The sequence below is a fragment of the Mucilaginibacter hurinus genome, assembly GCF_003324525.1.
GTDB classification, from domain to species: Bacteria; Bacteroidota; Bacteroidia; order Sphingobacteriales; family Sphingobacteriaceae; genus Mucilaginibacter; species Mucilaginibacter hurinus.
Map to the genome: position 1 here is coordinate 690,809 of NZ_QGDC01000001.1, position 25,622 is coordinate 716,430.

Sequence of the window (25,622 nt, forward strand, 5' to 3'; positions counted from 1 at the left end):
CATCATATGAAAAAACAGGAAGATAAAAGATCCAAAACCGCAAAGACCGGGCGAACTGCCGCTGTGCGCATGGCTAAGAATGGCCCTAAAGAAGACAAAGGGCATGATGAGCATGGGAAAGACGGACACCAGCATGGACCTAAAGAAGAAGAAGCCGGCCATGCCCACGGCGGTATATTTGGTAAAAACACAGAGCTTATTTATGCTATTCTCTGCGGGGCCTTACTGGCCACCGGCTGGGGCTTGTCCTTTATTAACGGCGTTCCCCCTACGGTCAGCCTGGTGCTTTACATCATCGCCTATTATTTTGGTGGGTATTATACCGCTAAAGAGGCCGTGCAAACGATCGCCAAAGGCGGTTTCGAGATCGACTTCCTGATGCTGGTAGCCGCCATCGGCGCAGGGATACTTGGTGAATGGCTGGAAGGGGCTCTATTGCTTTTCCTTTTCAGTCTTGGACATGCCCTGGAGCATTTTGCGATGGAAAAGGCACGCAAATCCATAGCCGCACTCACCGACCTTGCTCCCCCCACCGCACTTGTTGTGCGGGACGGCAAGGAAACGGAGGTGCGGATCGAAGAGTTGCAACTCGGTGAGACCATTATCATCAAGCCAAACTCCAAAATACCGGCTGACGGCGTAGTGATCAAAGGTGAAGGCAGCGTTAACCAGGCTCCAATCACCGGCGAAAGTGTTCCCGTAGATAAGCGTCCCGTGGACGACCCAGCAAAGGATTACACTGCTGAAAAGTCGATCAAAGCGGAATACCGCGTCTTTGCCGGAACGATCAATGGTGGTTCGGTCCTGGAAGTAAAGGTTATTAAAGAGGCGAAAGACTCGACCATCAGCAGGCTGATCAAAATGGTCAACGAAGTGGAGAAGCAAAAATCACCTACTCAGCAATTCACCGACAAGTTCGAAAAATACTTCGTTCCGGCGGTATTGATATTGGTGACCGCTTTATGTTTCGCGTTCCTGGTCATCGATGAACCTTTTAGTAAGAGTTTCTACCGCGCGATGTCGGTGCTTGTAGCGGCAAGTCCCTGCGCACTGGCTATTTCGACGCCAAGCGCCGTACTTAGTGGTGTTGCCCGTGCAGCCAAAGGTGGTGTATTGATCAAGGGAGGACGTCCATTGGAGAATCTCGGGGAACTGACCGCGATCGCGTTTGATAAGACCGGAACGCTGACAGAGGGTAAGCCAAAACTGACCAATGTTTTTCCGCTGGATGACATAAAAGAAGAAGAATTACTGAAAATCGTGGTAGCTGTGGAAAAGCGCAGCGATCACCCGCTGGCTGAAGCGATCGTCACCGGCGCAATGGAAAAATATAAAAAGCTGACCTCGCCCGAAGCCACAAAAGTGAAAGGTATCACCGGCCGCGGAGTGCAGGCGGAGGTTAATGGTGACCTTATCCTCATTGGAAACAAAGCGCTTTTTGAAGACAAAGGTAAGGGTGGTATCCCCGATGAAATGAAGGAGCAGGTAAGCCAACTCGAAAAGGAGGGAAATACAACTATGCTGGTCAAACGTGATAAAACATTTATCGGCGTTATATCGCTGATGGATACGCCACGTAAGGAGGCCAAGAACGTGCTGAAAGAATTACAGGCGTTGGGCATCCGCAAAATGATCATGCTGACCGGGGATAACCAGCAAGTAGCCGAAGCCGTGGCCAAACAGATCGGTGTTACGGAAGCCTGGGGCAACCTGATGCCGGAAGACAAAGTAGAAGCTGTTAAAAAGCTCGACCGCTCGGAGAAAAAAGTAGCAATGGTCGGTGACGGTGTGAATGATGCACCTGCCATGGCGAAAAGTACCGTCGGCATTGCCATGGGTGCCGCCGGCTCCGATGTCGCGCTGGAAACGGCGGATATCGCGCTGATGGGTGACAAACTGGAAACATTGCCTTTCGCGATCGGTCTGAGCCGCAAATCAAGAGGGATCATCAAGCAGAACCTTTGGATCAGCCTGGGGATCGTCGGCGTATTGATACCGCTGACCATCACCGGCATTGCCACCATTGGCCCTGCGGTCGTCGTTCACGAAGGCTCAACTTTGCTGGTCGTTATTAATGCGTTGCGATTGCTCGCTTATCGGAATGACCTTAAAAAATAAGTTATGTGGCGTAAGGTAAAAAGGTTCTTTAAAATACTTGGACCGGGACTGGTAACGGGAGCCAGCGATGATGATCCATCAGGAATAGCTACCTATTCCCAGGCCGGTGCCAAGTATGGCCTTGCCACGCTTTGGACGGTGATCATCACTTTCCCGTTGATGGCGGCCATCCAGGAAATGTGTGCCAGGATCGGCCTGGTCACCTCGGCCGGACTGACCACCACCCTGAAGAAACACTATTCAAAGACGGTATTGTACCTGATGCTGGTGTTCAGCGTTCCCGCAATCGTGTTGAACATCGGAGCGGACATCGCCAGCATGGGCGCTGTTGCCAATCTTTTGGTCCCGGCTATCGCGCCTATTTGGTTCAGCCTGTTATTTACGGCGATCCTGATGGCGATGATCATCTATTTACCCTATGTGCGGTTCGTGAACGTCTTGAAGTATCTGTGTCTGGTATTGCTGCTTTATATCATCGTTCCTTTTTTGACCAGGCCGGACTGGTTCAAAGTATTGCGCAGCCTGATCATTCCTGACATCTCTGCCAAAGTTGCTTCCGATCCCAATTTCATAGCCATGCTGGTCGCTATACTGGGAACAACTATTTCCCCCTATTTATTTTTCTGGCAGGCGGCGATGGAGGCGGAAGATGTTAAAGCGGTGAAACGTCAGATCATGGTCAATAAGCGATTGATCAGCAATAACGGCGACGATGTGGACCCTAAACCGCGCGAAAAGCGATTGATGGGCCTCATTATTCAAAAAATGGGGATCGATGTTAATATCGGAATGCTGCTTTCCAACGTGATCATGTTCTTTATCATCCTGACAGCAGGTACCGCTTTATTCGGCAAGGGTGTCAGAGAGATCGAGACGGTGGAACAAGCCGCTAAAGCGTTGGAGCCGGTCGCGGGGGATCTGTCCTATCTTCTTTTTGCGACAGGGGTCATCGGTACCGGTTTTATCGCGATCCCGGTGCTAAGTGGCTGCATGTCCTATATAGTATCAGAGTCATTGGGTTGGAAAGGCAGCCTCGACAAGAAGTTCCATCAGGCAAAAGGATTTTATATAGTGATCATTTTCTCCCTGTTGCTCGGCCTTGGGATCAATTACTTGGGCATTAGCCCCGTGCAGGCCCTGCTGTATACTGCCATCCTGTATGGTGTGACCGCCCCGGTAGTTATCGCGATGGTGCTGCACCTGGCCAATAATAAAAAGGTCATGGGTGAATACACGAATTCGCGGCTATCCAACTGCCTGGGTGTGCTTACCTTCTTATTGATGACCGTTGCGGCTGTTTTTCTGATCTATCTGCAATTCTTTGATCAGCCATGAACCGACCGCACGATATAAAGGTTTATTTAGCGCTATACTTCTTGGTGGCGTTGCTGAGTGTAGCTTACCTTTTCGTGACCGGCGCAAGCGTATTTCGACTGCAATACATCCAGTGGAACGGGGCCTTAGCGCTCTGCGTAAAGCATGTATCTCCGTTCTGGTTCCAAAGTTCAGCCGCTCACTTCATCAACGGCAATTATTGGATACCCTATTGGTGCGCGGTAATATTGCTGTTCGCTTATAAGGAACGGGTCAAATTCCTTTTTTGGATAAAACGTTTCTGCCTTTATTTGATCGCATTGTATCTAACGACCATCGCCGTGAATGCCTTGCTTAGTTTTTTTCTGCCCCGCCTGTGCGGGCGGTCCGCAGATCTTACGCACTTAGTACCTCATGTCGCCTGCCGGTTCATTTCGCCAGTGGGTACAGCGGTGACCGGCGCGACCCTACTGACCCTTTTAGCTTTAAAGCGCCCGCACCGCATCGTTAAATACTTCATGGTCGTTTCCGCCGTGGTCATCAGTTTAAGTTTGCTCGATCAGGGGCTCAGTTTCCCTTTTCAAATGTTATGCAGCCTGTTATTTGCAGCCGTCAGCTCGGTTATCGCATACATTTTCTTAGAGGTTACATCCATTAGGCCATATAATTTCTAATGCTATGAACACGACCTTGAAAGAGCTATTGTTTACAAGTATCCCCGTATTGTTATTATGGGCGGGCGGTATCCTGGCCTTATTTAAAACGGCCAGTGCCGCCTTTAAGAGTATGGTGCTTCATTTTGCCGCCGGCGTCGTTTTTTCTGTCGTCGCCGTCGAAATTTTACCGGATATGGTCAGACTCCATAGCCCGGTCACATTGGTGGGCGGTTTTATTACCGGCTTACTCTTGATGTTACTGGTCAAATGGTGGACCAAACCGCCGCAAGAAGAGCCCAATACTTCGAAGATCGCCGGCCTTTTTCCCTGGACGGCGCTTAGTGCATTTGCCATCGACCTGCTGATCGACGGTATCCTGCTTGGCGTCGGATTTGCGGCTGGAGAGAAAGAGGGTATCCTTTTAGCTGCGGCCCTGGCCTTAGAATGTTTTTCCATAGGCATTGCCGTGATCACGACCATCCGGACAATCGTGCCGGCAAAAGCAGTGTTATACGGGGTGTTGGCTGGTTTAGCGCTGGTCTTCATCGCAGGAGCGGCGGCCGGGTTAATGTTGCTACATAAAGCCTCTGATACAGCTATGGAGTTCATATTGTCTTTTGGAGCTGCAGCTTTATTATACCTCGTGACCGAAGAATTATTGGTTGAAGCGCACGAGGAAAAGGATACGCCTATCTCTACATCCTGGTTTTTTGGCGGGTTCCTTATATTTCTGGTATTAGGTATTATTTTATGATATGGATATGGAAACAGATCAAAAAGTAGATAACCCGGAAAGCTTCGGGAAGCTTTTACCGCAGGTGCGGGAAAAGGCAATGGAGATCGCAGCAACACTGTCCGCTCAGGATATCCCAAAAGGAAGTTCTGTGACGGCGGAAGCGATCAGGCGCGCTGAAGAATGGTTCACTGAACTGGAGGGTTGATATGAAAGCACCATTTAAGATCGAACAAAATGGCCCTATCGTTCGGTATCTGCATGTGCACGCGCCGGCCGGGCCGAGAGCGGCCGGGGACAACAATCGTTTATTACACATCTATTTGTCGCTGGTCCAGACGTTACGTGAGGGGGCAGCAGCCAATATCGTTATCCCTTTCACGCCCTATGTCGCGGAAGTCGTCGGCAGCTATCAACGGGTGGACCTGCATTATGAACTGATCGCGAATGATTTTTTCGGTATCGGTGTGGATCGCGGATTTCAGCGGCGCGGTGAGGCAAAAAATGAGCAGATGATCTTTAGCTTGCCGGACGTGATGAGTCTTCGCAGCTTTCCTGAAGATAGCTTTGGGGATAATGAATCTGCGATCTCCATTTTTATCAATCAGGCTTCAAGAAAGGTTGACCTGCTGCGTTTTCTTCGCTCCACCAATAAAGTGAGGATAGAAGGCTTTTTAAGAGAAGGTGAAAAATTCATACACCTGACCTGTGGAAAGCAGCAAGGCTACTTTGACGCTATGGTCATCTACGCTTACGGCGACATATTACAGCAAATAACCTCGGATATTGACCAAAAAGATCTCGGGGGGTATTTATGAACGAAGTTATTACCGGTGGCAGATGGATAAGTTAGTGATGATCCTGCAATTTTTGGCGGGCTTATGCCTCATCGTATTTGTTCATGAGCTTGGGCACTATCTGAGCGCAAGAATATTTGGGATCAGGGTAAGGAAGTTCTATCTTTTTTTTGATGCGTTCGGCAAAGCTATTTTTCGGTTCCGTCGGAACGGCACGGATTTCGGTTTAGGCTGGCTGCCGCTCGGTGGTTATGTCACCATGGCGGGAGCGCTTGCAGGGGATGAGGAAGATGATGGCGAAAACGTTCCGGTGAACGAGCGTTTCGATCATAAACCGATCTGGCAACGGATCGTCGTTATGCTCAGCGGTATCCTGATGAATTTCCTGTTTTCGCTGCTGGTCTTCTCGCTGCTTGCCCTGACTTACGGCCGTAAGCAGCTTAACGGTGTGGGGGATTCGCTGCCCATATCTCCCGGGAAATTAGGCAAACAAGCAGGTTTACAGCCAGGCGACCGGGTCGCGGCTATCAATGCAGATTCTTCATTGTACGTTGATGACCTATTAAGTACGCGGCTATTAAGAGGCAATACCGTGCTTACCGTTATACGTAAAAAAGGGAACGAGCGGATCCACATGCATATCGCCGTATCGCCCAAGATCATGCAGATGGTCGCCGAAAAAGACCTGTCACAATTTTACGCGCTACGGGCCGGTTTTAAAATCGATTCGGTCTATACGAACCTCGACCTTTCCCAAGCTAAAAACTTCAAACATGCCGGCGTGGTTGCCGTTAACGGAGACTCTGTGAATTCCTTCAATGACTTCTATGTGCGGCTGAAGGCCAATGAACAACGTCAGCTTTATCTGACCGTTGTCCGTAAAGGACAAGAACTAATATTACCCGCGCATCGTGATAAAGATGGCCATATCGCTTTCAGTCATGAAGGAAAGATCAGGATACAGCGACAGGTCAGGATCCCGCCTGAACGTTCACTTGCTACCGGCGCAAGCCTAACCTGGGGAGCCATATCCGCCAATTCCGAGGGTTTTGGTCAAATGCTTCGTGGCGAAGTAAGTCTGGGCGATGCCGTACTCGGCCCTATACGGATCGCCACTTTATTTGGAGAACGATTTGAGGCAAAAAGGTTCTGGACATTACTTGCCGTTCTGTCACTGGCGATCGGCGTATTTAATTTATTGCCTGTAGCACCGCTCGACGGTGGTGCGGTAGTGCTGTTTCTTTGGGAAGCCGTAACCCGAAAACCTCTCGGTTTATTGCCTACCCGCATATTTCAATTAACAGGCATTGTGGCCATGTTGCTACTGGTCATACTCGCCAGTGTGAACGACCTGCTAAACATCTTATGATAATGAAAATGGAGTTGATCGAAAACTGTGAAAAATATGTCAGGCAGCTGTTTGACGAAAAACTACCGGCAAGCATGTACTTCCATAACATCGACCATACGCTTTCCGTGGTGGCCGCTACTGAGCGCCTGCTTTCTGAACTGACCGTCAGTGACTCGGATAAGCAAATAGTGTTGGTAGCTGCCTGGTTACATGATACGGGTTATTGCTACACCTATGAAGGACATGAGGCTATCAGCATGACACTTGCCGGCGATTTCCTCCGAAATGAACAGCGCAGCGATCTGTTCATAAGCGAAGTGAATTACTGTATCCGGGCGACCAGATTCCCGCCGTCTCCCGTCAGGCAAACACATTCCATCATTTGCGATGCAGATATGGCTCACCTTTCTTCCCCTTATTATCCTGAACTAACAGAACTGCTAAGAAAAGAATGGGAAGTACATCTTGGCCAAACATATACTGAACAAGATTGGGACAAGCTAAACCTACGATTCCTGTCGACCCACCGGTATTTCACGAGCGCAGGGCAGAGCAATTGGGAGTCGGGTAAAATGAGTAACTTACGATCCCTTGAACGTAAAGTGCAACGGAGTGATGATGATCCGCTGTATCCTGAAGATAAACCATAAAAAGCGCCTTAACGCTTGTTCTTTTTAAGTTCCATTAACTTGTCTTGTTCATGAAGACGTTTTTTTAACTTTCCGGCATCCTGCATCGCCTTTATTACCGCAAGTATCACGATCATCAACAATATGACAATGAAGATCGTCCTGGTGAGGATCTTCTTGATCATCGTTCGCTGCTGCTTCTTTTTCTTTTGCTTCGCAGCGGCAGCCGCTCGCAGGGGATCAGGCGTTCGCTTTTTCTTGATGGATGGGCGGTTCTTTCGGCTAACAGGCATGATGATGATTAAAATTGAAAGGTCAGTTGATGTTATGAAAAAAGGAGTTCCACAGCAGGCTTAAATTTGGGGTCAATAAATTTTGCAAGGCTGATATATTGCTTGAGGGCATATAAACTGAGCGTCGCGGACCGAATGTCGAATAATTGGCCCGCGAAGACCCGGGAATTGGGGTATAGCAATCTCTGATAGCACGCCATTTTTTCCTGTATATCTTCCGCCATTTCAAACCAACGATCGATACTGCAATGCTCGCCTTCGATAGCTGACGGCGGAACTTCTTCCCCGTTCAGTATGGTTTCGGTCAGCTCATTCAAGTAACTCAGAAATTCAGGTATCTCATGACGGAATAACAAGTGCAATAACCTGGCTTTATGTACGGTTCTCTGTTTAGTTAGGGGTTTCATGCTATTGGTGGTTTTGTCGTTATGCTTTCAAGGGCCCGTCATTTGACCAGGCCGGATATGATGTTGATACTGAGTGCCACGATGATGGTGTTGAATGCGAAGGAAAGGATACCGTGGAGGCAAACCACCTTCCTGATCCTTTTGGAAGTGATCGACACGTCGGACACCTGAGACGTTGTCCCTATAACAAAGGAGAAATAGGTAAAATCAAGGTAATCCGGTTCGGTATCTTCAGGGAAGTCCAATCCACCGGTGGTATCCTGATTGCCGTGGACGCCTGAATAGTAGAGGTGTGCATATCTGAATATATAATTCGTGTGGATAAGCAGCCAGGCGCTCAGGACCGAAGTGATGGCGAGTATGATATGCCCGGTAAGACCATCTTTGCCAAATCCTTTTATTGACCCCATCAGTATAGCCAAAGCAATAAAGCTGATGCTGGAAGCGACCAGAATAAATACAGAGATAGCAGTTCTTCCGGTGTCTTGCCTTTTGGCCGTCTTCCGGATCTGCGAAGCTTCACAACTCAAGATCGTTGTCCAGCTGAACACCAGGTGCGTCAGGCAAAAACCCAACCAGGTCATCATCCAGTGGATCGACGGGACGAATCCTTTATTGGTCAGTAAGAAAATGACCGCAGCTATGGCGACCGATATATATAGCCTGGCCCGGCTATCTAATTTAAAGACGATATTTGTAATTAGGGAAGATCTCATTATTCTGATCGGGGGTTAATAAAAAGGTTTGATCACGTTAGAATCTGGCGGTGAAAAGCAATCCCAGCGCGCCGTTACGATAGGTCGGCAACAACAGTGCATTGCGCTTATCGCTGTCGATCCTGAAGATCTTTTTGCGGATCGCCGGGTAAATGTAATAGGCGGTCTTGGTGGCAATGATCCCAAAACCTGCACCTGCGATAATATCACTGAACCAATGTTTGTCATTGTAAATTCGGAGAACCGCGGTCGTCGTAGCAAAAGAATAAGCTACGACGCCATACCAGACAGAGCGTCCTGAATATTCCTGCGCCATAAATTCCGCGGAGGTGAAAGCGTTCCCGGCATGGCCTGATGGCCAGGATAATCTGTTAGAGTCATCCGGCCTTATCCGTCCCGTCGCAGATTTCAGAAACGCGGTCGTTCCATAGAAGATCGCTTCTGAAAGTACAATCAGTATGGTTTGGTCGACCAGGGAGTTTTTGCCGCGGACGCCGGCTAAATTGAGCATATAGACACTGGCGGTCGGGGCGAACTGTAGATAATTGTCGATCGTGCTTCTAAACCCTGCATAATGCTGGGTCATTTCATTATGGATACGATGATCCACCTGACGGATCGGCGGTACAACAAAAGACAAGGCACCGTAAGTAATAAGCGCTGCAGGGGCAATAAACGCTCTGAAGTTACTTTTAAGCGACTTTACGCTATCGGGAATAGCGGTAATGCTTTGGGCACTATCTGTTCGGACCGGATCCAAACGTGTCTGGGCGCTGGCATGCGCGGTCATAACAGCAACAAAGAGGACGCAACACGTCCTAAGCATTATAAAATTCATGTAAAGGTCATTTAGAATTAAGTAAAAAAGGAATATGACAGCGTTCGGTATTCCTTTTTCAGATCCTAAATACCCTCAATTGTAGATAAGCTTTTTCAAGTACCGGCAGCTCCACGAAGCGTTTAGCAGCGTGTAAAAGTTGCCAGTTTCCAGGGAGGCATGGCAGATCTAACCGCGTAATAAATGGATATTGGACGAAGCTGAACAACTGTACCCCGCCAAATGAACTCACATCCAGATTTTCAATAAGTGTTTGCCTGTCACAGGCAGCCACTTCATGTTCCCGTTCTACGCAATGCGATCCCGTATCATGGTCACCGGAAGGCGCGTTTATGATGATGGAGCGGACGATCGCCGCGCCCCTGCCAAATGCACAACCGAGATCCCCGCCTGCCGACAGCAGGTAAAGGAAAAGAGCGATCAATGCAAATACTGGCCTCATATTAGATTACATGATATAATAAGTGCCCGGCTGTTCCGGAACGGGCAATTTAACAATATCCGTTGTCATTTCCCGCAAATTGCTTTCGATGGTCCTGCTCAGCGTTGTCATCGGCGTATCTGTGGGTTTATTCTCGAACGGGTCTTGCATCAGGATCGCTGTACGCTCGATACTGACGAACAATGCCGGCACCAGGAAAGTTAACGATATTTCGACGATCTTGGCATTGTCTTCCAGGCCGAAAGGTAATATGGTCATGATGACATAAATGAAAAAGTGCAATAAAACGCTGTAGGAACGCGGGAAGACGGTATTTTTGATCCTTTCGCATTTCCCCATGGCATCACACAAGCGGGCGATCGTTCCATCCATCTGTACCTGTTTGTTCGCATCCAAATGAAATTCCTCGGCACCTGCAGCCAGCAGGTCGGTATGCTTACTGAGTAAAAAATTGGGAAGATTACCCGTCTTAACGTTATGCTTATTTACATATTCTTCAACAATGCCTGAAAATGGTACTTTACGCAGGTTTTGCGCCAGGGCGTAGCACCAGATGATCTGTTGTTCGGTAAATTCCAAAACATATGTTTTACCTGCTTCGTTCTTTGGAAAAAACTGCTGTGCCTGTCTGATCAGTGTCCGGCTGTCATTCACGATGGCTCCCCAGACCATCCTTGCTTCCCACCAGCGTTCGTAAGACTGGGATGTCCGGAAAGCCAGCAACAACGACAATAACGTTCCCACGAAAGCCGAGACGGCCAAGGGTATAGTAATGGATCTAAATATCCAGTAGTGATCGAACGTCCCCGCCAGAATAGCGTATAAGGCAATGGCTATCAGATCGAATTTGATCAGATTGAGGAAGTACAGAACGGAGATCTTCTTGTTCAAAAGCATATCGATAAAGTTATTCATTTTATCATTACTTTTTCAAGCCGAAAACATGGGTCTTGCTGTATAAGGACGTTCTGAACGACTCCACCTGGGCATGTCCCTTTTTAATTTTTCAAAGCACTTTTAAGCTTGTGATGCAGGTAACAACACTGAGAAAAATAACGATCAGCTCATTTTTTTTTGATGATATGGTCAGTGATGGTACCTAATTCCTCGGTTGTAAAATAAGAGGTTCCCAGAGAGCGGTATTTTCCGTCGGGCCCTTTGGAAATATAACCTTTAAAGGAACCATTCTCGGTGACCATAAAACACGGACCAGCCTCACCCGGCATTTTTTTATGGTCTAATTGCAGTTTTGTTGACACCCCTGATAATAAACAGGTAAGATTGAGTCTGTCCATAATGGTTTCTTTTAAAGTTATTTGATCAGCAAATTACCGGGTTAGGCAAGATGGGCAGTTTAGCGAACTTGAGTACTTCCACACTGGCAAAGCCGAATTCAGCCACCACCTTGCCCATGATCAGGTAGCAACCCTTGCCTCGGAACGGATAAACAGGTGTATTATTGGGAAAATGAACGGTGTCGAAAGTATTACCGTCCGCATCCAGAAAATTACCGAACCACATCTTCTGGTCGTTTTTGGTATGTACCGTTTTCTCGCAGACATATTGGCCGACCATGCGCACGATCTGTCCGACGTGGTTGATCAGGTCATTGGCATAAATGTCGCCCCGGTAGTCCGTCTGTAAGAGATCGAACATGGTCATACTTAAGGGGAAGCCCAGCAATTCCAGTTCATGGTAAGCATTCTCCAAAGCTGTATTGACCAGTAATGGCAGGGAATAATTTTTGGCCTCCACCGCAAATAGTTCGGCGGAAGAGGATGGCTTGGCTTTCGCACCCAGGAGGAGGTGAACTGCCCAAAGCAATTCCTTTTTGCTCTTCCCGGTAAATCTCAGTGCACCTACCCGTATCAGGATGATCGCCTGTTCCAGGCCGATCCCCGTGCGCCTGATCAGGTCTTCGAGGCTTTGGTATGCCCCATTCAGCCGTCGCTCTTCCGGGATCAGCTCAATAAAGTTCTCGTTCAGCCCGTGAACACCGACAAAACCCAAATGCACATCCACGCCATGAATGTTAACCAGGCTATCGCTGTTATTGATGCAAGGCAGATGAACGATACCGCCCGAGCGCTGCAGTTCCTGTACGTACAAGGCCCGGTCGTAAAAACCACCATAGTTGTTCAATACAGCGACCATGAACTCGCGGGGATAATAGGTCTTCAGGTAAAGGCTTTGATAGCTTTCGACGGCAAAACTGGCCGAGTGCGCTTTCGAAAAACTGTACCCGGCAAAAGAAGATACCTGCCGCCAGACCTCCCTGATGACGGCTTCGGGTCGTCCCAATTCCAGTGCCAGTTCATGGAAACGTTCGACCAATCGTTCGAACTCTCTCTTTGAACGATACTTTCCGCTCATCCCACGACGGAGAATATCAGCATCCGTACCATCCATCCCGGCAAAATGTATACAAACCTTGATCACATCCTCCTGGTAAACCATGACACCGTAAGTTTCCTTCAATTGTTCTTCCATCACGGGGTGCAGATACTTGACCTTGTCGGGCGCATGATGGTTCTTGATATATTCGCCCATCATTCCGGAACTGGCGACGCCGGGGCGGATAATGGAACTGGCGGCGACCAGCACCAGGTAACTATCGCAGGCCAGTTTCCGGTTCAACTGGATCATAGCGGGGGATTCTATATAGAAGCAGCCTTTCGTATTACCGAGCTTCAGGTTCGCGTTTACGCCGGGGTCTTTCATAAACGCCTTGACCTGATGAATGTCGATCTTCCTTTGTTGGTTCTCTTCGACCAACCGGACGGCCATTTTAATATGCCCGATCCCGCGCTGGCTCAAAATATCGTACTTATCAAAGCCGATCTTTTCCGCCTCATACATATCCCATTGTACCGTCGCCATACCCTTCGGCGGCAGGTCAAGCGCTGTATAGTAGGTGATAGGGTCTTCTGTGATCAAGACGCCACCTGCATGTATGGAGCGCTGATTGGGCATATTAGCCATCCGCTCATAGATCGCCGTGATCTTGCGGAATGCCTCATTTTCGCGGTTGAATCGAGATCGCGTAGGGTCGGTAAAACCGTCGATCTCGGATTTAGGTAAACCCATCACCTTACCGATCTCGCGAATGATACTCCGGTCCTTGAACGTAGACATGGTGCCCAATAAAGCGGTATGCTGACTGCCGTAACGCTTGAAAATATAATCCTGTACATCTTCGCGCTCATCCCAGGAATAATCGATATCAAAATCCGGTGGTGATGTCCGCTGCGCGTTGAGAAACCGTTCAAAATACAGGTTCAGCTCTATAGGATCTACCTCGGTGATCTTCAGGCAATAGGCTACGATGCTGTTCGCGCCGGAACCCCGGCCTACGTGATAATAACCCTGCGAACTTGAATAGCGGATGATATCCCAGGTGATCAGAAAGTACGCACAAAAATCCAGTTCCGAAATTACCTTCAATTCGTGCTTTACCTTGCGCAATGCTTCCTTATCGGACCTGCCATAACGATATTCCATACCGCTCAGCGCCAGTTTTTCCAGCAATTCCCGGTCATTTTTTTTATTACCGGTAAAGGTCCGCCGGTTCAGGTTTATCCGTCCTTTCGGATAATCCATCACACAACGATTCATCAGGTTGCGTGTGTTGTCCAGGATAAAAGCGTATCGCGCGAACTTCGCCTCCAGTTGTCCGGGCGGCAGGAACATATCGGTCCTCCCGCATTTGTCTTCAGTCTTTACTTCTGTCAGCACCACGTTCAGATCGATACCCCGCAAATACTCATGCAGGCGATAATCGATCTTATCCGCCACGAATACGGGCTGCAAAGCTAATAGCTTATCTTTAAGCTCGCCGAGTTCAGCATTAAACAACTTGTTCAGCTGATCGAAGCGGATACCGAGAAATTCATTGGCCTTAAGCTGCCCTGAATAGCCATAAGGGTAAACGATGTATGCGTTAGCGAACGCCGGTGCAACATCCGGTAAGGGCTTTTGCTCCAGGTTATGTTCGGTCAGAAAATCGTTCAGTTCCTTCATGCCTTCGCGGTCGCGGGCAATACCCATATAAAGCAATCTTTTGTCCTTGCGAAACTCCAACCCGGCTATGGGTTTGATGCCCTTCTCATCACATTCCCGCATGAACTCCATAATGCCCGTCGAATTGTTGATATCGGTCAGCACCATTTGTGTCACACCACAGGCAATAGCTTCCTCGACCAAGGCCGGTATCGACATGGTGCCGTAGCGCAGGCTATATTGGGAATGCACATTAAGGTACATGGCGCTTACAAATTAAGATCTATCCCTGATGCCAGTTTGATGGAATCCGGCCCGAAACGACGGCGGATCTTATCCATAGCCTGACAAAGACTATATTGCTCTTCTGATGCGGCGTAAAGGTCGATCTGTTCAAATCCGTTAACCAGATTGGATAAACGGACACCGACTAAGCGGATCAGCAACCTTTTTTGGTAAGCCTGTTTGAATAACTCCTTAACTTTTATGATGAGCGGGCCGTCCAAAGATGTGTAAGGAATGGTTGCTTGTTTAGTGATCTCCTCCCGCGTAGAATAGCGAATGGTCAGGGTTACACAAGCCGTTTGCTTTTTCTTCTGACGCAGGTCAAAAGCCAACTCCATGACCATAGCTGTCAATAAATAATTGATCGAAACCAGATCGATACTATCCTTTTCAAAAGTGGTTTGAGTGCCGACAGACTTTTGTTCCTGGTAAGGAATGATCGGTGAATCGTCGATACCTTTCGCTTTCTGCAACAGCCAAATACCGTTCTTTCCCAATATACTGTTCATATATTCCGGGTGTACCTGTGAAAGTTCATAGATACGCTTAATGCCCATATCGCTCAGTTTGATAAAGGTCTTTTCGCCCAGGCCAGGGATCTTGCGGATGGACAAGGGATCCAAAAACGGTTGCACGACCGCTTTCTCAATATTCAGTTCACCGTTGGGCTTACATTCATTGGTCGCCATCTTTGATACCGTCTTATTCACGGAAAGCCCGAACGAGATCGGCAGCGCAGTTTCACGCATGACCTTTGTCCGCAATTCCTTGGCATAACGAAGCGTACCGAAGTGCTTATCCATCCCGGTCATATCGATATAATGTTCATCGATGCTCGCTTTTTCGATCAAGGGAACATTTTCCTTTAAGATGGCGGTGATCTCGTGGGATGCTTTGGAATATTCATCCATATTACCCCGTATCCAGATGCCATGCGGACAAAGCATTCGGGCCATCCTTGCCGGCATGGCCGAGTGAATACCGAATTTTCTGGCCTCATAACTGCAGGAGGCGACCACGCCACGGTCGGACAAGCTGCCGATGATCACCGGCTTACCCGCCAGCTGCGGATTTTTGCGGACCTCTACAGACACGAAAAAGGCGTCCTGGTCCATGTGGATGATCTGGCGGTCTGTGCTCATTGTTCCCGTGATTGATTATTTTGCGATCAGTTTTGAATTACATCATGCTTTGATCTTGTCCGTTTAGAAAACGGACAACAAAACTAATACTAAAAATATTAGCATTTTGTTTATATTTGAAAATAAATTTTGATGACCGGCTAAATGACTGATAGTTTGTTTTATAACCCGTTCCTGCGCGTACGGGAGGACACCCTGAAAAAACTGATGGGCAGCGGCAAGCCTTACGTCATTATCCAGCGTTTTCAATGGCCGGGGCAGGACCTGCAAAAAACTTTTTTAATGTCAGCCTATGCCAGTGAGCAAGAAGCATCTTATCACGAAAAAGAACTTCGCCCGAATGAGGGTAAAGGACAAAATTTGCTGGACCTCGGTCAATATCAAACCATCGCCAAACTCCTGAAAACAGGATCTGGTGTTACGCTGTTCTTTAATGGCACCATAGATGCGCGGCACGAAAAACGATTACAGAAAGCCTATGTCAAAAGCGTTTCTGCGTATATTCATTATATCCGCATGAAAAAAGAAGATCGTTACGATGTGCGTATATTTGTGAAGCATGGGCGTTTGAAAGCAGAGATCACTTCAGGTGAACAAAGCCATACCGCCTTGTTTTATGACATGATCAAATAGCGATGTGCAGAGATATTAGCTTTCATTCCGAAATACAGATCGTGACCCAGGATTTCAAGGGTATTCAATTAGCCCCCGATCCGTCACATTATCCCACGGACATGGTTCACGTGACCTGCGAGGTATTGCCGACTTACCCTATTGTCGTTAACCGAAAGGCATTGGCTTTAGCAAATATGGGCTGGGGGGTCATCAATACCTGGATCGAAGACCCGCGGGAACGCCAGTCGCAGCGTTCAAATATGGTCAATGCCCGTTCAGAAAGGATTATCGATGATAAAAAATCCTATTGGTACCGGATAAGGCATAACCGGTGTCTGATCCCCACCACAGGTATTTACGAACACCGCGAGGTCAAAGGCTTCAAGAACAAGATCCCCTATCATATCAGTTTAGAGGGGCGCAAGCAATTTTATGTTCCCGCATTGTACCAGGTCAGCCAGGAAGTTGATCAATATACCGGCGACCTGTACAATACCGCAACATTCACCATGATCACCCGGCATGCGAACGATAAGATGCAATGGATCCATAATTCAGGAGATAATAAGCACCGTATGCCGCTGTTTCTAACACCTGAAATGGAACAGGCCTGGGTATTAGATGACCTGAGCGATGACGATATGGATGAATTTTTTCATTTCGAAATGCCGTCCGAGGCTATCGCGCATCGTGCTGTTTATTCTATCCGGAGCCGCAAACCCAAACCGGAAGGTATTATCGCAGATGCTTATTACGATTGGGGGAAAAAATTGCCGGTCTACGGTCAGGAAGAGCCACCACCAGAACAAGCCAGTCTTTTCTAAAGGATCAACGTCAAGGTCGGCGCAAGGAGGCCACGTGACGTTTCGCTCGGATCCTTCACGAAACCTTATTCTTTCTGTACAATGATTCTAATTCTATGATCAACTTATAAATGCTGGTCAGTGCTGAAAAGTTCACATAGCATTTCCATTTTTTATCCAGATCAGCAAAATGACCGTGTAAAAGTGAATTTCGGTCATCTTTAAATCGCCTGATCAGGAATTGTAACTTCACTTTAAGGGAAACCATGACCGGTGCTTTATCTAACCCGTCGAACGGCGCGATCAGCTTTTGAACCTCTTCGGTCAGGGCCAACGCTTTTTGCTTTTTAGTTTCGTCCGACGTATCCTTATCCTCAAGGGTCGCTAATAACTGACCCGAGATCTCCCGTACCTTTATTTTGGCAGCATCCCAGTCCTCTAAGATCTGCGCCGCCCAAGTTAGTTTTTCGTCAGGGATATATTTACTTTCCAAAGCTGCGGTGTAAAAATCCAAGGGAATATCTTCTTTCCAATCGGCAACCGTGATCAATCTTTCCAGGGACTGAAATTTGGCTATGTGGGACTTAGCAGCATCCCAGCCTATCGCCGGATTTTGTTGCAGCCAAACCCAGGCTCCCAGGCTTCTGATAATATTTTCAATTAGGATCGGCATAAGGATATTGGTGGTCAGGTAGGAATTTTGCGCAAAGTTTTTTGTGATCTCTTCCAGCATTGGCGCAGCTGAGGCATAGACCGGGTGAGTTAAGATGAAAGGCCATACTTTTTCCGTGACGAATTCTAATTTCTCTTCACAGTGTACTTCCAGGGTCTCGGGAGATCTTTTCCCTAAAGCGATCTCCAAATGGTCACCGACCATTCCGTCATTTATCCAGTAGAGATCATTGATCTGGGAATAGTTAACGGAAAACCGCGCTAATTCATATTGCAAGCCCTCTTCTTTGAAATTCAGAACACTCAACCGGGCCAAATATTCGAACCCATTCTGTCCCTGAGCAGGGGTCAGCGAGGAAAGTCTTTGCTCGATGTATTCTTCTACTTTCTGGGGGTGTTGTTCTTTGTTCAATTGATTGATCTTCGCAGTCAGTTGCTTGATATTGTTAGCAATGACTTGCGATTCCCACGCCGACCTCAAGCCGGAAGCGGACTTATTTTCCTTCAATAACTTATTGGCCAGGGCTTTCATTTTTTTTAAATAAATGATCCGCCCATGCCGGAGCACATTAAGTTGTTTTGAACGCGTTTCCTCCATATGGTTTATTAGATATCATTCACCAGTGCCAGTATCTCTGCATGATCCGAGGCGATCTTTACCTTAAATCTCTGGTCAAATTTTAAGCCTTTCAACATCGTTGAAAAGCTTTTTTCGACGAAAAAATAGTCACACCCTCCGACCGCTAAACTGGCATGCGAAATATCGTAATAATCATTTGGCTTATTTAGCCTGCTCTTGTCGCGGCTGAGCGCAGCATAAATCCCGGTATAGCAAAAGGAAAACGGAGCTGCAGTTCTGATCTGCTCCAGACCCATACGCGCGATCTGTAACTCCAGATCCACATTATGCAAGGAAAGGTTCATGCTATTTGCCGCATGGCTGAATGTGCTGAATAATTCTTTCCGTTGCAGCGCTTCTAAACTCATGTTGGTCGAATAGGCTTCTTTATAAGTATTCAGCATACCGGCGTGCCAGACCGCCGAACCTGAACTTTCCTGAAAATCGTCGTTAAAAGCGGTCACCTCCTGAAAAGTATGCTGATAATAAAAGTCAAGAAAGGACTTTTGTAACACCAGCTTGTCAGCTTCAGGATAGTCTTTACGTGCGATGTTAAAGCTGATATCGCCCAGCGCACTTAAAGCTTTGGTCCAGGTATAATCTGTTTGTCTCGCACCTCTACCGGAAGCCATTGCGATAAAATTGTAGGTCTCACAGCCGATCAAATAATATAGCGGACTTAGCATATAATTGCCTGTTAAAATATCAGCGACCTGAGCGGTGTTCTTTCTTTTCACCCTATCACCCTGTTTTAACAGTTCGTCGAACAGCGCGGTAGAAAAAGGACAAATGACCTTTTGTTCGGCCACCTTTTTCTTTAAACTAAAGAAGATCTCTTTGACCAGCGGTTTTGGTTGGCCAATGCCATGAAGGGCATCCCTGATCTCTATCCAGAACTTGGTGTCTAAGTATATTTTCTTTAAAGGCAGGACAGCCTCGGTGATCTCTGACAACTTTTGCTTTTTGTAGGCAACAAAGGTCATATCGGGATGCTCACGGTGATAATCTAACCGGTCCTTAGGATCAAGCTTATTAAAGTTCCTGATGAAAAGATTAAGAAAATCATTTGCCATCCCCTAAGATAGTGAATGATTGATGAGGAATAAGATCCGTTTCCATTAATTCAAGCCAGTTATCTTCGAGATGATTGACGTAGGGCTGATGCTCATTATCATGTTAATACTGCTATATTTCCTTATAGTCGCGCTAATGATCGATGTCGTGTCGTTAATTAAGTCGATTTTGAATATTATATTATTCATTTTTACCAAAAAACGCTATATTTGAATAATATAATAATCATTATGCTGATCGGTGTATCAATCAAGGAAACCAAACTAAAGACAGCGGAAATGGTCAAGGTGTTGCGGAAAAGAGAGAAATTGTCACAGGAGCAACTGGCTATGAGACTAAATCTTTCCCGCATTACGATCAAGAACCTGGAGGCCGGCAAGAACGCGACCCTGGATACGCTGTTCAAAGTTCTTCAATATTTCGATCTGTTGCAAAGTTTCGCGGATTTGGTTGACCGGGAAACAGGTCAGCAGGATTATGACTCTATCTACTGATTATGGCAAAAAACCAATTGATCAAGGTGATCTGTTTTCAGCGGGAGGTCGGTACCCTGGGCTATGACGAGGACCGGAACACCTCATTTTTCCAATACGCCCCTGATTTTTTGCAAGAGGGCTATCTGGACCTGTTCCCCGTGATCATGCGGAAACATAAGGAAGTTCAGGTATTCAAGCAATATGCCGGTGAAACGTTTCGCAGTTTGCCCCCATGCATTGCAGACTCTCTTCCGGACCTTTTTGGTAACCTCGTGTTCAAGACGTGGCTGGAAAGCAATCATCGTAGTTTTGAGCAATTATCCCCCTTAGAGCAACTGGCTTACGTCGGAGACCGGGGCATGGGTGCGCTGGAATACGAACCCAATAAGGCATTACCCAAAAACACTACGATCGATATTGGCGAGATGGCGGACATCGTCCAGCTGGTATTGGATAATAAGAACGGTGCCGGTGGTGAAGCGCTTGACCACGAGTCACTAATAAATATTTTTAAGATCGGCACCTCCGCAGGCGGCGCAAGACCCAAGATCTTAGTGTCGCAGAACAGGGAATCCGGAAAGATCATTGCCGGCGATCTGGCGCATTCGGCAGACTATGATCATTATCTGATCAAGCTTGGCCTGGAGGAAGGGATCGGCTACAGCCGTGAAGTATTAGAGTACGTTTATTACCTGACCGCTAAAGCGGCCGGCATCGAAATGATGGACAGCAAACTGGTGGACGACCGGCATTTCGCGACCTTGCGATACGACCGCCTCGATGGACAAAAAGTGCATGTGTTGACGGCCTGTGGGATGACAGGCTGGGACTTTAAAGACCCTAAGGTATCCAGTTATGAGAACCTTTTCGACCTTTGCCTGCACCTGAAGTTGCCTCATCGAGATATAGAAGCCCTTTATCGCCGTATGGTATTCAATATCGTGTTCAGTAATAATGATGACCATTTAAAAAACCACAGTTTTCGCTTTGATCAGCTCAACGGCGATTGGGGCCTGGCACCTGCCTACGATATCACCTATTCATTAAATCCGCTCATTACCTATACCCGTTCATCACGAGCGTTATCGGTACTCGGTAAACGAACAGAGATCGATCTGAATGATCTGTTAAAAATGGCAGATCTTTACACCATCAAAAATGCCAAGGGTGTGATCAACGAGGTCGTGGCCTGCAGTGCCTACTGGGAGAAAACGGCGCTATCCTTTGATATACCCGAGCGTGTACGTACAGCTATCGTACGTACGTTCAACTTATTTCAATAGAAAACCTGCGTGTGACAGCCCATTCAATAACAACGATATCAAACTACGAGCTTATCCAATACAGCGTCTTTAAAAAACTGATCCTTGATCTTATTCGCCTCGTCAAGAACTTTTTCTATAGAAACTGCCTGACCCCCGAGATACTGATCTGCCCGGAGGATAACCTCCGCATCGTCCTTTATCTTTTCCGTTTTTTTGATCGCTTTCGATAAGGCCAGCACCGCCAGTCCCTCGTCTTTAAGTATCCCCAATCTCTCGATCATCCAGCTAAGTGCGTAGAAATTATATTTGGAAAGTGCCAGGGGATGGAATCGTTCACTTTCTGCCACCGGCAATTTATTATATGGAGAATTGGCGACATCATCTGTAATGTAGCTTTTTAAAAGCTTTTTTTCCTGTTCAATAGCCACCAGCTTTGTACATCCGTATAAGGCTTGGGCATAGATGCTTAGCCACCGCAACTTCCTCCGAAACTCATGAATGCCTGATTCTATGTCGCTAAAAGACACTTTCTCTCCGGCAGCGAACTCTTTTATTCGCTGGATCTCCGTTCTGTAAAAACTGAGCAATCGTGCATGCTGCTCCGCCTTAGATTTCCAAATGACTTTATCAAGACGGTCATTGATCTTTTCGATCTGTGAGCCGTCAAGCCAACCATTATTCCTAAGCAACTTATTGAGCTTACGTGCACATTTCTCCTTATTAACATTGAAATATGCCTGTGTATCTTCGGGAATATTCGTGTTCCCCGAGAACTGCTTACCAAGCGCGTCAAAATAATCGATCTGACCCAGAAGATCTTCCAATTGCTTGAACTTCTTTTTCAGCTTGCCAAAACGTTTTTTCTTCGGGCCGGTCGAACTATATATCCTTGCCAGCGCTTCCAGTTGAAATAAAGAAGCACGGGCGTTCCGTTGAAAGAGTAGTAACGCGGGATCCGGCACATCTCCCGCTTCATCTAACAAGGCTGCTATTTGCGCCAACAAAGGTGCGAACTGATCTGTGTCCTGTCCCAATTTCTTTTTCATTTTACCTAATTCTTAATTACAATATAAACGTTATAATGCCATTTCAATAAAGGATATAAGGGATCTTATTGACGATCAGCGATACCTTGTTTCCATTTCTTATACCAGGGTTGATGATGTAAGGACAGCAGAAAATACAAGACGATCGTTGTACCGATAGCGACAATATACTCGTTAAGGCCGATCGTTACGCCTACTGCTGCCGTGCACCAGGTAGTAGCAGCAGTTGTCAAACCGAATGAACTTTTGGTGCTGTCATTTCTGGTGATAATACCAGCCCCCAGGAAGCCCACGCCCATTACAATATTGGCTACGATACGGGAGGCTGCCGCAGTGTCCCCTAAATGGGCAGCGATAGCGGTAAATATAGTTGCGCCGATACAAACGGCAGCATAGGTCCGGACACCAGCGTCCTGACCGTGTTTTTCACGGTCATATCCGATCACCGCTCCCAGCAAAAACGCGGTCACGATCTTCGCCAGTATGATCAGTTCAGAAAGGTAGGTAACAGTTATTGTTTCCATCAGTAGCCTATTTAAGTTTTATCATTATAAAAATCAGCGGGCCTGACCAGTGCAGGCCCGCTATAGTCTTGTCAAAAGTGAAACAGATCGCCCAAAAAACCCCGGCGTCTGCCGTGGTGCCCGCCATGATGACCGCCATGATGCTCACCAGAATAGCCTTCATTGACATATACCTGTTGTGGCTGCTGTGGCTGAACATTATCCCCAGCCGGCCCGTTATAATCAGCCGTTCGTTCGATGATCTTATCGAGCTCACCTTTGTCCAGCCACACACCCCGGCAATTTGGACAATAATCGATCTCAACTCCCTGACGCTCGGACATGACCAGCGTCTCGTTACAATTTGGACATTTCATTGCTTTGATCTTTGTTTTTTAAGGATGGTGTTCTTTTTCATCATGATGCTCGCCTTCGGGATGCTGTTCCTGCCCGTCATTCTGACCCTCTTCCCGGTCATGCTCGGCATGCCCGTGGTGTTCAAGGTGATCATGATGCTCGTTTTCGACGTGCATTTCATTACCTTGAGCGTCACCAGGACCGTCGTGATGTTCCGGGTGGTCGTGATGCTCCCGTTCGTCATGGTGCTCCCGCTCAATATGATGTTCTTGTTTATCATCTTTGGCCTCGTCATGATGTTCCGAATGAGCATGATGCTCTGTATGCGGATGCTTGTCCTTATTATGACCGTTGTCTTCCGACGCTGAAAATTGCGTAGACATAACTTGAAAATTTAGTTAAATAAATACATTAAGGCCACAAAAGCCTGTTAGCCGGTACCATAAATGGCCGGATCGAAAGAATTAATAAAGAGGATGTTTGTCAGATCAGGATCGACCTGTTCGTAAGATAAATGGGGATATGGTGAACGATCCCACAAGTGTATGAAAGAACTCGGACAGGTTTACTGAAGTTCGTTCTTGCCGGAGTAACCGAATTATATTGTGCCGCAATGAAAAGATCCGTTATGTTCTCTTTTTCAATTGATCTGACACTGATCCTGATCGCGCCGAACCTTTCGCATTGTTTGCAGTTCTCGATCTTGCCATCTTTTCCACGCAAAGATCTATCCACGTCACGAGACATACCAACGCTTACGGCCAGCATGATATACATGGCTGACATGAGCATTACAATGACTTGTTTCATAGATAACTTCATTTCTCTAATGACAAAATATTTATTCCTTTGTTTCATCATAGGGACGATTTACAAACATCACTTAACTATTGCTTAAGAGATATTCGGGTGATGTTAAAGGAAAGAACAGACAAGTTATTATTTAGAATAATTAGTTAACGGTATTCAGCTCAACAATTTTATAGTTGTCTTCATCTATCTGTTCGTAGTATTTTTGAGGCATATTAAACATTGCAGGATCAAGTGGATATTTTGCATTCGGATGATGATACAACATCATTTTTGGCAGTTGGCTGCTATATGGTGAAAGCTGTTGTACCAAAAGAACACCGGAAACCGAGGTATTAATAAGGTGCTGTTTTCCAATAAAAAACGCCATTTCGCGGCCGCGTTTGATCGGTAATTTATCCTGAAATGGCGCACCGTCAAAGAGCGCTAAGTCCATATCTAAATAATCAAGATGGATGTCCTCGCTTAGCAAAGCGATGATGTAAGGCTGATCCAGTTTATATCGTGCGGGGCGCTTGTCATTCAAAGCAGTTAAAACATTGAGATGTGGGGTAACGATCTGTGCGGGATGCTCCATAAAACCAATACCTCGTTTGACTTCCGGCGATGCAGGTAAAAGGCTAATTTGAATTTTCCATCCGGCATCATCTATTATTAATACAGTTCCCCTTTGTTTGTCCTTTATGAACTCACGAATAAAATGACGAATTTTTTTGAGCGAAGGCGTTCTATCCGAACAAACCAACCAGGATATGTTGATGAAGTGCTGTTGCTTATCAATATTTTTAAAGGAATCTAATATTAAAGATTGAAGTGTATCGATACTATCAGTAGTACCTGAATTACTGGAACGGGTGCATTCTATATATATTGATCGTGTTTTACCCTCAATTTTGAAATCAGGTGTAGGCACCTCCGCACGATCCAAATTTTGGATAGGAAACTTGTGGCTTTTGAAATAATTAAAAATAAACAATTCCAATAATGCCGCACTGTGTTGTTTATTGATCTTGGACCGGAATCGTCTTAGGAATTCTGCATCAAGGGTAAAACCTTCGGCCCAGGAAAGGACTTTTCGCCTTCCGTTTTCGGCTTCGGGTACAGCAGAGGTATTTAGAAAAGCATAATGCTGAACCTGAAAATTGTCCCGGTTGGTGTCGGTACGTTCAAAATTATCGAAGAGCGTTGTTTCAGCCACAGTGGTAAGGTGTTATTTCTGATCATAAAATTAACGTATTTTGTAATCATAATTGTCAGAGACTGATACCTGAAACCTAATATTTGGAGGTCACGATTTTGGAAGAAGAAACATTATATGATTATCGTTTCAAAGATGACGTTGCAACCAGCAATCAAATCGTCTTGCCGAAAGGCTTACCTACACGAAAAAAGCAAATAACATTACAGAAATTTGCAACACCACACTAATACTAAATGTATTTATTAGCCTTTTCAGGCATGAAATCTTTTGGAGACAAGCCAAAATGGTCAGCCAGCTTGTCGATATGATTTAGATTGTATTTAGCACCTTTTATTGGAGAATTCGCTGATATTGACCACCTGATTCCGTGGTAAACTGACCACCGATTCCGCGGTAAATTGACCACCTGATTCCGCGGCAAACTGACCACCCGGAACGAGCCGCTAATGCTGTAGGAGCAG

At 46.7% G+C, this 25,622-nt stretch carries 28 protein-coding genes and 1 pseudogene; 12 read left to right on the plus strand and 17 right to left on the minus strand.

The window, feature by feature from the left end:
* The first annotated feature begins 6 nt into the window (after window positions 1-6).
* Genes DJ568_RS03085 through DJ568_RS03120 form a run of 8 tightly spaced genes read left to right on the plus strand, consistent with a single transcriptional unit; the run spans window position 7 to window position 7,619 of the window.
* Window positions 7-2,118, plus strand: coding sequence for a heavy metal translocating P-type ATPase (locus DJ568_RS03085; RefSeq protein ID WP_233496614.1), 2,112 nt, complete (start codon window positions 7-9; stop codon window positions 2,116-2,118).
* Between the two features lie 3 nt (window positions 2,119-2,121).
* Window positions 2,122-3,453 carry an Nramp family divalent metal transporter gene (locus tag DJ568_RS03090; RefSeq protein ID WP_114003752.1) on the plus strand — a complete coding sequence of 444 codons (1,332 nt, stop codon included), beginning with the start codon at window positions 2,122-2,124 and terminating at the stop codon, window positions 3,451-3,453.
* Window positions 3,450-4,106, plus strand: a complete 657-nt coding sequence (locus DJ568_RS03095) for a hypothetical protein (RefSeq protein WP_114003753.1) — start codon at window positions 3,450-3,452, stop codon at window positions 4,104-4,106. The genes DJ568_RS03090 and DJ568_RS03095 overlap by 4 nt, the downstream gene beginning before the upstream one ends.
* 4 nt (window positions 4,107-4,110) lie before the next feature.
* Window positions 4,111-4,842, plus strand: a complete 732-nt coding sequence (locus DJ568_RS03100) for a ZIP family metal transporter (RefSeq protein WP_114003754.1) — start codon at window positions 4,111-4,113, stop codon at window positions 4,840-4,842.
* A 7-nt stretch (window positions 4,843-4,849) separates the two neighbouring features.
* Entirely contained in the window at window positions 4,850-5,029 is a 180-nt protein-coding gene (locus DJ568_RS03105) for a hypothetical protein (protein ID WP_147238706.1), read from the plus strand.
* A gap of 1 nt (window position 5,030) precedes the next feature.
* Window positions 5,031-5,639, plus strand: coding sequence for a hypothetical protein (locus DJ568_RS03110; RefSeq protein WP_114003756.1), 609 nt, complete (start codon window positions 5,031-5,033; stop codon window positions 5,637-5,639).
* 22 nt (window positions 5,640-5,661) lie between these two features.
* Window positions 5,662-6,987 carry an RIP metalloprotease RseP gene (gene rseP, locus DJ568_RS03115; RefSeq protein WP_114003757.1) on the plus strand — a complete coding sequence of 442 codons (1,326 nt, stop codon included), beginning with the start codon at window positions 5,662-5,664 and terminating at the stop codon, window positions 6,985-6,987.
* A gap of 2 nt (window positions 6,988-6,989) precedes the next feature.
* Window positions 6,990-7,619, plus strand: coding sequence for an HD domain-containing protein (locus DJ568_RS03120; RefSeq protein ID WP_158534860.1), 630 nt, complete (start codon window positions 6,990-6,992; stop codon window positions 7,617-7,619).
* A gap of 8 nt (window positions 7,620-7,627) precedes the next feature.
* Here DJ568_RS03120 and DJ568_RS03125 read toward each other — a convergent pair whose 3' ends face one another.
* From DJ568_RS03125 to dinB, 9 genes are all read right to left on the minus strand, one after another.
* Window positions 7,628-7,891, minus strand: coding sequence for a hypothetical protein (locus DJ568_RS03125; protein ID WP_114003759.1), 264 nt, complete (start codon window positions 7,889-7,891; stop codon window positions 7,628-7,630).
* 32 nt (window positions 7,892-7,923) lie between these two features.
* On the minus strand, window positions 7,924-8,298 hold the full coding sequence (locus DJ568_RS03130; protein ID WP_114003760.1) for a hypothetical protein: 375 nt from the start codon (window positions 8,296-8,298) through the stop codon (window positions 7,924-7,926).
* Between the two features lie 38 nt (window positions 8,299-8,336).
* Window positions 8,337-9,014 (minus strand): DUF1345 domain-containing protein, encoded by a 678-nt coding sequence (locus tag DJ568_RS03135; protein ID WP_199560826.1) that lies wholly within the window; start codon window positions 9,012-9,014, stop codon window positions 8,337-8,339.
* A gap of 37 nt (window positions 9,015-9,051) precedes the next feature.
* Window positions 9,052-9,804, minus strand: coding sequence for a phosphatase PAP2 family protein (locus DJ568_RS03140; protein ID WP_158534861.1), 753 nt, complete (start codon window positions 9,802-9,804; stop codon window positions 9,052-9,054).
* A gap of 106 nt (window positions 9,805-9,910) precedes the next feature.
* Window positions 9,911-10,294 (minus strand): hypothetical protein, encoded by a 384-nt coding sequence (locus DJ568_RS03145; RefSeq protein WP_114003762.1) that lies wholly within the window; start codon window positions 10,292-10,294, stop codon window positions 9,911-9,913.
* Between the two features lie 6 nt (window positions 10,295-10,300).
* The gene (locus DJ568_RS03150) at window positions 10,301-11,209 is read right to left on the minus strand and encodes a bestrophin family protein (protein WP_114003763.1); all 909 of its coding nucleotides are present in this window, start codon (window positions 11,207-11,209) and stop codon (window positions 10,301-10,303) included.
* Window positions 11,210-11,358: 149 nt separating this feature from the next.
* Window positions 11,359-11,589: a hypothetical protein gene (locus tag DJ568_RS03155; RefSeq protein WP_114003764.1), complete on the minus strand. Its 231-nt coding sequence runs from the start codon at window positions 11,587-11,589 to the stop codon at window positions 11,359-11,361.
* Window positions 11,590-11,614: 25 nt separating this feature from the next.
* Window positions 11,615-14,557, minus strand: coding sequence for a DNA polymerase III subunit alpha (locus DJ568_RS03160; protein WP_114003765.1), 2,943 nt, complete (start codon window positions 14,555-14,557; stop codon window positions 11,615-11,617).
* A gap of 5 nt (window positions 14,558-14,562) precedes the next feature.
* Window positions 14,563-15,720 carry a DNA polymerase IV gene (dinB, locus tag DJ568_RS03165; RefSeq protein WP_114003766.1) on the minus strand — a complete coding sequence of 386 codons (1,158 nt, stop codon included), beginning with the start codon at window positions 15,718-15,720 and terminating at the stop codon, window positions 14,563-14,565.
* 144 nt (window positions 15,721-15,864) lie between these two features.
* On the opposite strand from dinB, the gene DJ568_RS03170 reads away from it, so the two are divergent.
* Window positions 15,865-16,353, plus strand: coding sequence for a hypothetical protein (locus DJ568_RS03170; RefSeq protein WP_114003767.1), 489 nt, complete (start codon window positions 15,865-15,867; stop codon window positions 16,351-16,353).
* 2 nt (window positions 16,354-16,355) lie between these two features.
* Window positions 16,356-17,159: an SOS response-associated peptidase gene (locus DJ568_RS03175; protein WP_114003768.1), complete on the plus strand. Its 804-nt coding sequence runs from the start codon at window positions 16,356-16,358 to the stop codon at window positions 17,157-17,159.
* Between the two features lie 55 nt (window positions 17,160-17,214).
* Here DJ568_RS03175 and DJ568_RS03180 read toward each other — a convergent pair whose 3' ends face one another.
* A complete protein-coding gene (locus DJ568_RS03180; RefSeq protein WP_147238707.1) occupies window positions 17,215-18,408 on the minus strand; it encodes a hypothetical protein in 1,194 nt (397 codons plus the stop codon).
* An 8-nt stretch (window positions 18,409-18,416) separates the two neighbouring features.
* Entirely contained in the window at window positions 18,417-19,502 is a 1,086-nt protein-coding gene (locus DJ568_RS03185) for a hypothetical protein (protein ID WP_114003770.1), read from the minus strand.
* 231 nt (window positions 19,503-19,733) lie between these two features.
* On the opposite strand from DJ568_RS03185, the gene DJ568_RS03190 reads away from it, so the two are divergent.
* Entirely contained in the window at window positions 19,734-19,997 is a 264-nt protein-coding gene (locus DJ568_RS03190) for a helix-turn-helix transcriptional regulator (RefSeq protein WP_114003771.1), read from the plus strand.
* 2 nt (window positions 19,998-19,999) lie between these two features.
* Window positions 20,000-21,262 carry a type II toxin-antitoxin system HipA family toxin gene (locus DJ568_RS03195; protein ID WP_114003772.1) on the plus strand — a complete coding sequence of 421 codons (1,263 nt, stop codon included), beginning with the start codon at window positions 20,000-20,002 and terminating at the stop codon, window positions 21,260-21,262.
* Window positions 21,263-21,300: 38 nt separating this feature from the next.
* On the opposite strand, the gene DJ568_RS03200 is transcribed toward DJ568_RS03195, so the two are convergent.
* The 6 genes and pseudogenes from DJ568_RS03200 to DJ568_RS17430 form a co-directional block, all read right to left on the minus strand.
* Window positions 21,301-22,290: a hypothetical protein gene (locus DJ568_RS03200; protein WP_114003773.1), complete on the minus strand. Its 990-nt coding sequence runs from the start codon at window positions 22,288-22,290 to the stop codon at window positions 21,301-21,303.
* Window positions 22,291-22,355: 65 nt separating this feature from the next.
* Window positions 22,356-22,814, minus strand: a complete 459-nt coding sequence (locus tag DJ568_RS03205; protein ID WP_114003774.1) for an MgtC/SapB family protein — start codon at window positions 22,812-22,814, stop codon at window positions 22,356-22,358.
* Between the two features lie 71 nt (window positions 22,815-22,885).
* On the minus strand, window positions 22,886-23,170 hold the full coding sequence (locus tag DJ568_RS17615; protein WP_114003775.1) for a TFIIB-type zinc ribbon-containing protein: 285 nt from the start codon (window positions 23,168-23,170) through the stop codon (window positions 22,886-22,888).
* A gap of 18 nt (window positions 23,171-23,188) precedes the next feature.
* On the minus strand, window positions 23,189-23,533 hold the full coding sequence (locus DJ568_RS17620; RefSeq protein WP_114003776.1) for a hypothetical protein: 345 nt from the start codon (window positions 23,531-23,533) through the stop codon (window positions 23,189-23,191).
* A 569-nt stretch (window positions 23,534-24,102) separates the two neighbouring features.
* Window positions 24,103-25,158 carry a hypothetical protein gene (locus DJ568_RS03225; protein ID WP_114003778.1) on the minus strand — a complete coding sequence of 352 codons (1,056 nt, stop codon included), beginning with the start codon at window positions 25,156-25,158 and terminating at the stop codon, window positions 24,103-24,105.
* A gap of 232 nt (window positions 25,159-25,390) precedes the next feature.
* Window positions 25,391-25,622, minus strand: a pseudogene (locus DJ568_RS17430) (hypothetical protein); the annotation flags it as partial.

What these genes read in the sequence shown, in the direction of transcription:
- DJ568_RS03085 (WP_233496614.1), top strand. Translation starts at nt 7, where the DNA reads ATGAAAAAACAGGAAGATAAAAGATCCAAAACCGCAAAGACCGGGCGA.
- DJ568_RS03090 (WP_114003752.1), top strand. Translation starts at nt 2,122, where the DNA reads ATGTGGCGTAAGGTAAAAAGGTTCTTTAAAATACTTGGACCGGGACTG.
- DJ568_RS03095 (WP_114003753.1), top strand. Translation starts at nt 3,450, where the DNA reads ATGAACCGACCGCACGATATAAAGGTTTATTTAGCGCTATACTTCTTG.
- DJ568_RS03100 (WP_114003754.1), top strand. Translation starts at nt 4,111, where the DNA reads ATGAACACGACCTTGAAAGAGCTATTGTTTACAAGTATCCCCGTATTG.
- DJ568_RS03105 (WP_147238706.1), top strand. Translation starts at nt 4,850, where the DNA reads ATGGAAACAGATCAAAAAGTAGATAACCCGGAAAGCTTCGGGAAGCTT.
- DJ568_RS03110 (WP_114003756.1), top strand. Translation starts at nt 5,031, where the DNA reads ATGAAAGCACCATTTAAGATCGAACAAAATGGCCCTATCGTTCGGTAT.
- rseP (WP_114003757.1), top strand. Translation starts at nt 5,662, where the DNA reads ATGGATAAGTTAGTGATGATCCTGCAATTTTTGGCGGGCTTATGCCTC.
- DJ568_RS03120 (WP_158534860.1), top strand. Translation starts at nt 6,990, where the DNA reads ATGAAAATGGAGTTGATCGAAAACTGTGAAAAATATGTCAGGCAGCTG.
- DJ568_RS03125 (WP_114003759.1), bottom strand. Translation starts at nt 7,891, where the DNA reads ATGCCTGTTAGCCGAAAGAACCGCCCATCCATCAAGAAAAAGCGAACG.
- DJ568_RS03130 (WP_114003760.1), bottom strand. Translation starts at nt 8,298, where the DNA reads ATGAAACCCCTAACTAAACAGAGAACCGTACATAAAGCCAGGTTATTG.
- DJ568_RS03135 (WP_199560826.1), bottom strand. Translation starts at nt 9,014, where the DNA reads ATGAGATCTTCCCTAATTACAAATATCGTCTTTAAATTAGATAGCCGG.
- DJ568_RS03140 (WP_158534861.1), bottom strand. Translation starts at nt 9,804, where the DNA reads ATGACCGCGCATGCCAGCGCCCAGACACGTTTGGATCCGGTCCGAACA.
- DJ568_RS03145 (WP_114003762.1), bottom strand. Translation starts at nt 10,294, where the DNA reads ATGAGGCCAGTATTTGCATTGATCGCTCTTTTCCTTTACCTGCTGTCG.
- DJ568_RS03150 (WP_114003763.1), bottom strand. Translation starts at nt 11,209, where the DNA reads ATGAATAACTTTATCGATATGCTTTTGAACAAGAAGATCTCCGTTCTG.
- DJ568_RS03155 (WP_114003764.1), bottom strand. Translation starts at nt 11,589, where the DNA reads ATGGACAGACTCAATCTTACCTGTTTATTATCAGGGGTGTCAACAAAA.
- DJ568_RS03160 (WP_114003765.1), bottom strand. Translation starts at nt 14,557, where the DNA reads ATGTACCTTAATGTGCATTCCCAATATAGCCTGCGCTACGGCACCATG.
- dinB (WP_114003766.1), bottom strand. Translation starts at nt 15,720, where the DNA reads ATGAGCACAGACCGCCAGATCATCCACATGGACCAGGACGCCTTTTTC.
- DJ568_RS03170 (WP_114003767.1), top strand. Translation starts at nt 15,865, where the DNA reads ATGACTGATAGTTTGTTTTATAACCCGTTCCTGCGCGTACGGGAGGAC.
- DJ568_RS03175 (WP_114003768.1), top strand. Translation starts at nt 16,356, where the DNA reads ATGTGCAGAGATATTAGCTTTCATTCCGAAATACAGATCGTGACCCAG.
- DJ568_RS03180 (WP_147238707.1), bottom strand. Translation starts at nt 18,408, where the DNA reads ATGGAGGAAACGCGTTCAAAACAACTTAATGTGCTCCGGCATGGGCGG.
- DJ568_RS03185 (WP_114003770.1), bottom strand. Translation starts at nt 19,502, where the DNA reads ATGGCAAATGATTTTCTTAATCTTTTCATCAGGAACTTTAATAAGCTT.
- DJ568_RS03190 (WP_114003771.1), top strand. Translation starts at nt 19,734, where the DNA reads ATGCTGATCGGTGTATCAATCAAGGAAACCAAACTAAAGACAGCGGAA.
- DJ568_RS03195 (WP_114003772.1), top strand. Translation starts at nt 20,000, where the DNA reads ATGGCAAAAAACCAATTGATCAAGGTGATCTGTTTTCAGCGGGAGGTC.
- DJ568_RS03200 (WP_114003773.1), bottom strand. Translation starts at nt 22,290, where the DNA reads ATGAAAAAGAAATTGGGACAGGACACAGATCAGTTCGCACCTTTGTTG.
- DJ568_RS03205 (WP_114003774.1), bottom strand. Translation starts at nt 22,814, where the DNA reads ATGGAAACAATAACTGTTACCTACCTTTCTGAACTGATCATACTGGCG.
- DJ568_RS17615 (WP_114003775.1), bottom strand. Translation starts at nt 23,170, where the DNA reads ATGAAATGTCCAAATTGTAACGAGACGCTGGTCATGTCCGAGCGTCAG.
- DJ568_RS17620 (WP_114003776.1), bottom strand. Translation starts at nt 23,533, where the DNA reads ATGTCTACGCAATTTTCAGCGTCGGAAGACAACGGTCATAATAAGGAC.